The 8,106-nt window shown below is 53.3% G+C and carries 6 protein-coding genes; 1 reads left to right on the top strand and 5 read right to left on the bottom strand.

The genetic code is table 11. The annotated features are described in order from the left end of the window. From ACKI61_RS05995 to ACKI61_RS05975, 5 genes are all read right to left on the bottom strand, one after another. Positions 1-1,242 (bottom strand): BspA family leucine-rich repeat surface protein (locus ACKI61_RS05995; RefSeq protein ID WP_407456854.1); only part of this gene is annotated, 1,242 nt, incomplete at its 3' end. A 143-nt stretch (positions 1,243-1,385) separates the two neighbouring features. Next, positions 1,386-1,757, bottom strand: a complete 372-nt coding sequence (locus tag ACKI61_RS05990) for a P-II family nitrogen regulator (protein ID WP_407456853.1) — start codon at positions 1,755-1,757, stop codon at positions 1,386-1,388. Further along, on the bottom strand, positions 1,754-2,170 hold the full coding sequence (locus ACKI61_RS05985; protein ID WP_407456852.1) for a hypothetical protein: 417 nt from the start codon (positions 2,168-2,170) through the stop codon (positions 1,754-1,756). Before ACKI61_RS05985 ends, ACKI61_RS05990 begins: the two co-directional genes overlap by 4 nt. Positions 2,171-2,178: 8 nt before the next feature. Further along, entirely contained in the window at positions 2,179-3,711 is a 1,533-nt protein-coding gene (locus ACKI61_RS05980; protein ID WP_407456851.1) for a DUF1538 domain-containing protein, read from the bottom strand. 33 nt (positions 3,712-3,744) lie between these two features. Further along, positions 3,745-5,628: a hypothetical protein gene (locus tag ACKI61_RS05975; RefSeq protein ID WP_407456850.1), complete on the bottom strand. Its 1,884-nt coding sequence runs from the start codon at positions 5,626-5,628 to the stop codon at positions 3,745-3,747. A gap of 78 nt (positions 5,629-5,706) precedes the next feature. On the opposite strand from ACKI61_RS05975, the gene lon reads away from it, so the two are divergent. Next, complete coding sequence (gene lon / locus ACKI61_RS05970) at positions 5,707-8,058, top strand: endopeptidase La (RefSeq protein ID WP_407456849.1); 2,352 nt, start codon at positions 5,707-5,709, stop codon at positions 8,056-8,058. Positions 8,059-8,106: the final 48 nt, after the last annotated feature.

Below are 8,106 nucleotides of genomic sequence, written 5' to 3'. Positions count from 1 at the left end.
GAATCGGCTGTCTAGAAACATCCCGCTCATGTTCGTCACATTGGATACGTTCCACCTGCTGATGTCGCCAGTGAATGAGCTGCCGTAGAACATTTCGCTCATTTCCGTCACATTAGATACATCCCACCTACTGATGTCGCCATTGAATCGGCTGTCTCGAAACATCCCGACCATTTTCGTCACATTAGATACGTCCCATCTACTGATGTCACCGGATACATCCCGTATGTCACCGCTGATAATCTGATAGCGGCAGATCATATACGCGCTATCAGAAAACATCCAGCTCATATCGGTCACATTGGATACATTCCACTTACTGATGTCGCCATTGAACGCGCTTCCTTTAAACATACTACTCATATTCGTCACATTGGATACGTCCCACTTGCTGATGTCGCCATTGAACGCGCTTCCTTTAAACATACTACTCATGTTCGTCACATTGGATACGTCCCACTTGCTGATGTCGCCATTAAAAGGATTGCGAATCTTACTAGTGCCACTTGGATTATTTTCAGAAAACATCTTGCTCATGTCGGTTACATTGGAGACGTCCCACTTGCTGATGTCGCCGTTGAATCGGCTGTCTAGAAACATCCCGCTCATGTTCGTCACATTGGATACGTCCCACTTGCTGATGTCGCCGTCGAATTTGCTTCCTTCAAACAACCCGCTCATGTCGGTGATGTCCAAAACATTGATGTCGTTTAGGTCGCATTTGGGGCCGAGCCGATCAACTCTTTTATCAATAAGATTTCTCAAAATTTCCTTTTTTTTGAGAGTGGTTGTTGTTAAAAACTGTTTTTTTAAGTAATTACAATGAACCCAGCTATCCTGCTTTGAAATTTCTTCGGATACATCCCATTCGCTGATGTCGCCATTAAATTGACTTCCATCGAATATCCATCTCATGTCGGTCACGTTAGAAACTTTCCACTTGCTGATGTCGCCATTGAATTTGCTATTCCAGAACATTTCGTACATGTCGGTCACGTTAGAAACTTTCCACTTGCTGATGTCGCCGTCGAATATGCTGCGGTAGAACATACAACTCATATTGGTCACACGCGATACATCCCACTGGCTAATGTCGCCGTTGAATTTGCTATGGGAGAACAATTCGTGCATGTCGGTTACGCAGGAAACATCAATATCGTTCAGGTTGCATTCGGGACCCTCGGTCCGAATGCGGTTCTCGATGATTTTCTTCAGTTCTTCTTTATTTGCGGGTTTGAGCATCGTCTGTTCCTTTAAACGTAATGAGCCAGTGGGTGCAAAGTTAATATAACCTTTTCCCATCAAAAAAGCACCTAGTACAACAACAAATTTGTCTTTAGAACTCGCACAATTGGCGAATTTTCGCCAAATTTGAATATTAAAGTCTAATCCTTCGCGACGGCGGGCATATTGATGGTCTTGCCGTCTTTATCCACGGCCTTCCACGGGGTAAGCCCCACCACGTTGTCTACCGGGAGCGCGAACGCGATTCCCTGGCCCATGGTGTCTAGCCCAGCCTTCTGGTAAAGGGCGTGGAGCACTGCGTCCTTGATTTTTGTGTCCACGAGAATCATCACGATTTCCTTTTCGGGCTGGATGGCGATGTGGAAGAACGATTCGGCCTCCTTGTTTGCCGTACCGCGGGCGTTCAGGATAGTGCCTCCGCGGGCGCCGGCATCCTTCGCCGCTTCCATCACGGTTTCAGAGAATCCGGTGTTCACAATGCAAAAGATGACTTCGTGACTGAATCCATTCATTTTTCGTTTCTCCGTACCGCGTTGCGGTTGTCGCTTAAGAAGTTGAAGATGGACTTGCCGATAATGCTTGTCATGGGGATCGTGTAGGCAATTCCCTTGCCGCCTACGATGGTGTTGAACTTTTCGCCTAGGCTTTCGAGGGCAGCCTGTAGCTGATTTTCGCCGATAATGCTTAAGATGACGGCACGCTCCGAGTCGGCAAGACCCATTGCCGTCGCAATTTCACGCGGGGCGGTTCCCTGCCCGAACACGACCATCTGCATGTTCACGCCGAAGGACTGGATGTGGTCCATATAGAAGTCCGCCTTGGCACGGCTCACCACCGTAATCAGTACCTTGAGACGGTTCATCGATACTTTGGCGCGGGTGTTTGCCCGCAAGGCCTTGCCCTTTATTTTCTTTTCGCTTTCCACGGTGCCCCCTACATAAAGTCGATAATCTGTTCGTCGTCGGCATCCTGGATGCGGCGCATCATCATGCGGTTACGGAGCGCCGTCGAGACGATCGCCCTGAAGCCAAGAATCTGGATGGTAATAAGCGGGGTCATCGCGACCATCGCGACAATTCCGAAGGCGTAGTTCAGAATGGAGTCCCCTCCGCCGCGCAGCGATGCGCAGGCCCCGATGGCAAGCGGCAAGATAAAGCTAGATGTCAGCGGACCACTTGCAACACCGCCCGAATCAAAAGCGATGGCGGTGTAGAGCTTAGGTACAAAGAACGAGAGCGCAAGCGAGATGAAGTAGCCTGGAATCAGGTAGTAGATGATGGGAAATCCCATGATGATTCTGATCATCGAAAGCCCGATGGAAATACCCACGCCCACCGAAAGCGCAATCAGCATGGAACGCTTGGTCACGAGTCCGCCCGTGATGTCTTCGACCTGTTTGTTCAAAACGTGCACCGCGGGTTCTGCAAGCACCACCACCATGCCGAGCACAAATCCTGCGATAACAAGCGCGCGCGGCATGTTCCCGAGTTGCTTTCCGAGTTCAAATCCGATGGGCATGAAGCCCACCGCGACGGCAGTGAGGAATACCACCAGGCCCACGAAGGTATAGACTATTCCGAAGGTCATCGGTATCAGGCGCGTCCATGAAAGGCGAAGGACTGTAAACTGCAGTAGCGTGAAGAAGACCACGATGAGTCCGAGCGCCACGAAAACTTCCCGTGCGACGGCAAGGATTGTCGGCAGGAAGTTTGTACCAAGGCTTGCGTCGATGGAGTAGGCGGATTCCGAAAGTTCATAAGTCAAGTCGCCCTTCGAGAAAATCACGAGGCCCATCAGGGCGATGATTGGCCCTACGGAACAGAGCGCGATAAGGCCGAAGCTGTTCTCGTTCGCGTTCTTGCCGCCGATGGCGCCTGCCACACCCACGCCGAGCGCCATGATGAAGGGCACCGTGATGGGGCCGGTCGTTACACCGCCGGAATCGAAGGCGAGGGGCACGAACATGTCCTTGCCGAAGGTGACCATCAGCATTCCGAACATGAACAGCAGCATATAGAAGAAGATGATGATGGTCGAGAGGTCGCGCTTGAAGACAATCTTTATTATAGAAAGGCCGAGGAACATGCCGACGCCGATGCCGATCGTCGCGATGAGCAGCGTGGGCTCCACCGCGTTCTTGACCTGTTCGGCGAGTACCGACAGGTCGGGTTCTGCGACGGTGATGAGCACGCCCATGACAAAGCACACCGATACGAGGAGCAAAAGACGCCGCGACTTGGCAAGGCCCGAACCCATGTGTTCCCCCATCGGGGTCATGGCAAGGTCTGCACCTAGATTGAATAGTCCAATGCCGCCTATCAGGAAAACGGCGCAGATTGCAAAGACGATCAGCTGCTTAGGGGTCAGCGAAACAAGCGGCGTAAACGACACCGCAAGCACAATCAGCGTGACCGGTAAAACCGAGGCGAACGCCTCCCTCAGCTTGTCCAGCAAAATCTTGAACATCGCGAAACAATATAGAAAAAGGTTCGCTGATCTTTATGGCTGCTTGCCGTTATAGACTTTGACTTCCTGAATGAACGAAAGCTCGATCATTTCGGGGGTGTCGCTGCCGTAGGGCTGGATTTCGATGGACTGCGGGGATTTTGCGAGTTTGAGCGCGTGCACAAAGAAGTTCTTTTCAACTTCGTTGTCGCCACGCTTGGCCGGGTTCTTGAGCTTTGCGCCGATGAGGGCACCGACGGTCTTGGCGTAGCGCAGCACCTTGACTAAATCGAAGGTGCTCAGCTTCTGATAGTTGCTGCCGTACTTGGTCGAGTTGAGTGCCGTCTGCAGCGATTCCGAATCGGCGATGGCCTTGAGTTCGTAATCGGGGGCCTTGGCTTCCGGCCACGGGGTCGAAAAGTCCTTGCGCCATTCTTCGGTCGGGGCTGTCGTGCGGTTCACGTTCTTGCGTTCCACGAACGGGGAGAATCCGTAGTTCGTGAGGATTTCGAATGCGCGCTCTTCCAGCTCGGGCTTGAGCACGAATCCGTAGCCGGGAATGTACTCGTTGGTGCATTCCATGAACTGCGGGAAGCGCGAAAGTTCGGAGAGCACGGTGGCGCTTTCGATTTTGAGCAGGCGCACGGTCTGCACCTTGGCGCCGTAATAGGAGGAGTTCCATTCGGCGAGGGTCGATTCCACGTTTGCAGGCGGCTTGATCCAGCTCTTGAAATTCTCTATTTCGGATTCGGGGATTCCGCACTTGAGCCCGCGAATGTAGCTTTCGCGGTTGAGCGAGAAGCGCAGGTACATTTCGTCGTTTTCGACCTTGGCAAGGCAGGCGAGCAGCAGCAATACGCGCGGCGAGGTGCCAGTCGATGTAATCAGCTCGAAGTTCGGGAGGCATGAAATATTCTGTTCCGGCACGGAGACGACCGACGATTCGATCCAGTCGCGGCCAGCCTGTTCCAGGGAAATAGTCGCGACCTTTCCGCCGACCATGGTGAAGCGCAGAAGGCCTAGAATCCAGAGCTCGCGAAGCAGGCGGGGGAGAGCTTCCCAGGCGATTGTGGTGTCCTTGTCCTGCAGGCGGAATGTGGGATCCATGACCCAGAAGATTGTGGCGGCTGCATGCGCGGTGCGTGGCTGTTCGAGCATCTTCAGGAGCCGCACGCAATGGCTGCGTTCGCCGCGGAAGCGTTCCTTGATCCACCACGTGAGAATGTCCTGGTGAAGCCTGAAGCCGTTTTTGCGGATAAAGTCATGCGCCTTTTCGGTGGGAATCAAGCGGGAGTCTTCCTGTTCGAGCCAGCCGCTGTTCATGAAGAAGTTGAAAATGAGCGAGAGCTCGTTTTCGGCGGCTTTTTCAGAAATTTGCTTTGCGGTCGTGAACAGGTCGGTGCATACCTGGTAGCTGTGGCGGTGCAGCAAGTTGGAGTTGTTCACCTTGAGCTCGCCGAGCATGGCGAGCGCAAGGACTTCGCAGACATGCCAGTCGACCAGATTTTGGTAGAACACTTCGACGCCCTTGACGGGAGCGGCATCCATCAGGGGTTCTTTGAAGATGTCGATGAAGTTCGTGAAACCGTAATAGACGGTGGAGTTGCCGGAGGGGGAGCGCCAGAGCATGTATTCGCGGCACATCGAGAGCAGAAACGACTGCAGGTCGCGGCACTTGCTCACCGGAATGGTCAGGCGCAGTTCGTTGAACGTGAGTCCCCTCGAGGCGCTGTTGTAGATCAGGCTCATGCAGTGGCGCTGCCAGCTTTCCATCTTTTCGAGCAGGGCCTGGGCGCGAGTATTGCTGTTGTAGTAAGAAAGCGTTTCGCTTTGAATGAGTGCGTTGTTTAGCAAGCCCTTTTGACCAAAAGCCTTCGCATGCGCATTGCGAAGTTGCGGCTTGGACATCCCTTCAAAAAAACCATTCAAGTCAAACATCAAATTCACCTTTATTGGGGAGCCAAATATAGTAAAAAAAGGGGTAAGTGGCAAAGTAAGATACTATCTTTGTAGCGTATGGCTTTAGATCTTTCGAAAACGTATCCTCTGCTCCCGCTCAGGGACGCTATTGTATTTCCGAACACGACCCGTCGAATTCTGGTGGGCCGCGATGTCTCCTTGCATGCCCTCGAATATGCCGAATCCCACGATGGTGAAATAGTTCTTTCTGCACAGAAGAATATCGAACTCGAAGAAATCGAGAATCCGATGCTCGACCTGTATTCGGTGGGTATTTTGGCGCACGTAAGCAACGTGACTCCATTCCCGAATGGCTGTGTGAAGGTAGTGCTCGAAGGAGAGCAGGTGGTGGACCTCCGCTCGATTGCGACACAGAAGGATTTCTTGGCGGTGACGATTTCGGCGCACGAACCGACGATCAAGCCGGAAGACAAGAGTGCAAGCTTTGAAACGGTGCTCTCCCAGTTCAAGGAATATTCCATGCACCGTAACATTTCGGAAGGCATGGTCGATGCGCTGTTCACGATGGACAGCCACATCAACGCCTTCTACGGGATGATTCCCTTCTTGCAGATTTCGCTTGACGAACGCCAGCGGCTGCTCGAAATAGGAAACATCGACGAACTCGCCGAGCGCCTTATTGAAATCATGAAGGTCGCAGCGGATACCGACACCATGATGGTGAAGGTGCAGCAGAACGTGCGCCAGAAGATGGCCCAGCAACAGAAGGAATGGTTTATCTCGGAGCAGATCCGCCAGCTACAGGACGAGCTGGATGGCGAAAGTGGCAATGCCTCGGAACCTGATCAGTTGCTCAAAAAAATCAAGGCGAAGAAGTTCTCTCAGGCGATCCAGGAAAAGCTCGAAGAGGAAATCGGTCGCATGAAGCTGATGCAGCCGACATCGCCGGAATACGCCGTGAGCCGCAACTATTTGGACTGGTTCCTGACGCTTCCGTATGGCGAATACACCGATACCGTTCTCAACATGAAGAAGGTAAAGGGCGAACTTGACTCGAAGCATTTCGGGCTCGACAAGGTGAAGGAACGCATCATGGAATACGTGGCGGTCTTGAAGCTTACCGGAACCGAACGCAGGGCGCCGATCCTTTGCCTGGTGGGACCTCCGGGCGTGGGCAAGACGACTCTTGTGGAGTCCATTGCAAATGCCATGCAGCGAAACTTTGTGCGCATTACGCTTGGTGGCGTGCGTGACGAAGCCGAAATCCGCGGTCACCGCCGCACCTACATCGGTGCCATGCCTGGTCGCTTTATTCAGGCGCTCCGCCGTGCGAAGTGCATGAACCCGATTATCTTGCTCGACGAAATCGACAAGATGGCGAGCGATTTCCGTGGCGACCCAGCGAGTGCGATGCTCGAAGTTCTGGACCCCGAGCAAAATCATGACTTTACCGACCACTTCATGGAGGTGGGGCTCGATCTTAGCCGTGTGCTGTTTATTGCAACGGCGAACAGCGAAGCCGAAATTCCCGAAGCCCTGCGTGACCGTTTGGAAATGGTGCGCCTGCCCGGTTACTATCCGCACGAAAAGTTGCAGATCGCAAGCAAGTACCTGGTGCCGCGCATCTGCGAACGCACCGGTATCGAGAACGGCAAGGATGTCGCTTTCGGTGACGGCATCATTGCAAAGGTGATTCGCGAATGGACTCGCGAGGCGGGCGTGCGCGAACTGGAACGAACGCTTGAAAACGTGGTGCGCCACCGTGCGAAAGACAAGGTGATGGGCAAGAAGTTCAAGGCCGAAATCACCGAGAAGACTTTGCAGGAGTATCTAGGTGCGCCCCGCTACTTGGATAGCCAGTTGCCCGATGCGGGGCGCCCGGGCGTCATCGTGGGCCTTGCATGGACGAGCGTGGGTGGAGAAATTCTGCCGATTGAATGTATGCTTCTGCCCGGCAAGGGGACGCTTTTGATGACGGGTAAGCTGGGCGATGTGATGAAGGAATCGGCGCAGATTGCATTAAGCCTTGTGCGTGAACGTTTGGACCGTTTCGGCATCGACCCGAATATCGTGAAAAAGACGGACATCCACATTCACGTGCCCGAAGGCGCCGTGCCGAAGGATGGACCTTCTGCGGGTATTGCCCTCACGCTCTGTCTGCTTTCTGCGTTTACGAAACAGCCCGTGTCGCCTGAAATCGCCTTTACCGGCGAGGTGAGCTTGACGGGTGCATGCCTCCCGATTGGTGGACTCAACGAGAAGGCGCTTGCGGCACTCCAGGCGGGCGTGAAGACGTTGCGTCTCCCTGCAGGAAACCAGAAGGATGTGAACGAGCTTCCGGCGCCTGCGAAGAAGGGCCTCAAGATTTACACCCACAAGCACATCGACGAAATTATCAAGGTGCTGTTTAAAGAAGTGAAATCCAAAGCGGCAGGCAAGAAAAAGTAAAAGCTTAAGTGTCATGCCCGTCCCGGAACAAGTCCGGGATGACAATCG

This window comes from Fibrobacter sp. (assembly GCF_045601785.1).
GTDB lineage: Bacteria > Fibrobacterota > Fibrobacteria > Fibrobacterales > Fibrobacteraceae > Fibrobacter.
This window is presented reverse-complemented; position numbering and strand designations above follow the sequence as displayed.

Bases quoted from the DNA above. Each gene is read 5' to 3' on its own strand.
- ACKI61_RS05990 (WP_407456853.1), bottom strand. From the start codon at position 1,757: ATGAATGGATTCAGTCACGAAGTCATCTTTTGCATTGTGAACACCGGA.
- ACKI61_RS05980 (WP_407456851.1), bottom strand. From the start codon at position 3,711: ATGTTCAAGATTTTGCTGGACAAGCTGAGGGAGGCGTTCGCCTCGGTT.
- ACKI61_RS05975 (WP_407456850.1), bottom strand. From the start codon at position 5,628: ATGTTTGACTTGAATGGTTTTTTTGAAGGGATGTCCAAGCCGCAACTT.
- lon (WP_407456849.1), top strand. From the start codon at position 5,707: ATGGCTTTAGATCTTTCGAAAACGTATCCTCTGCTCCCGCTCAGGGAC.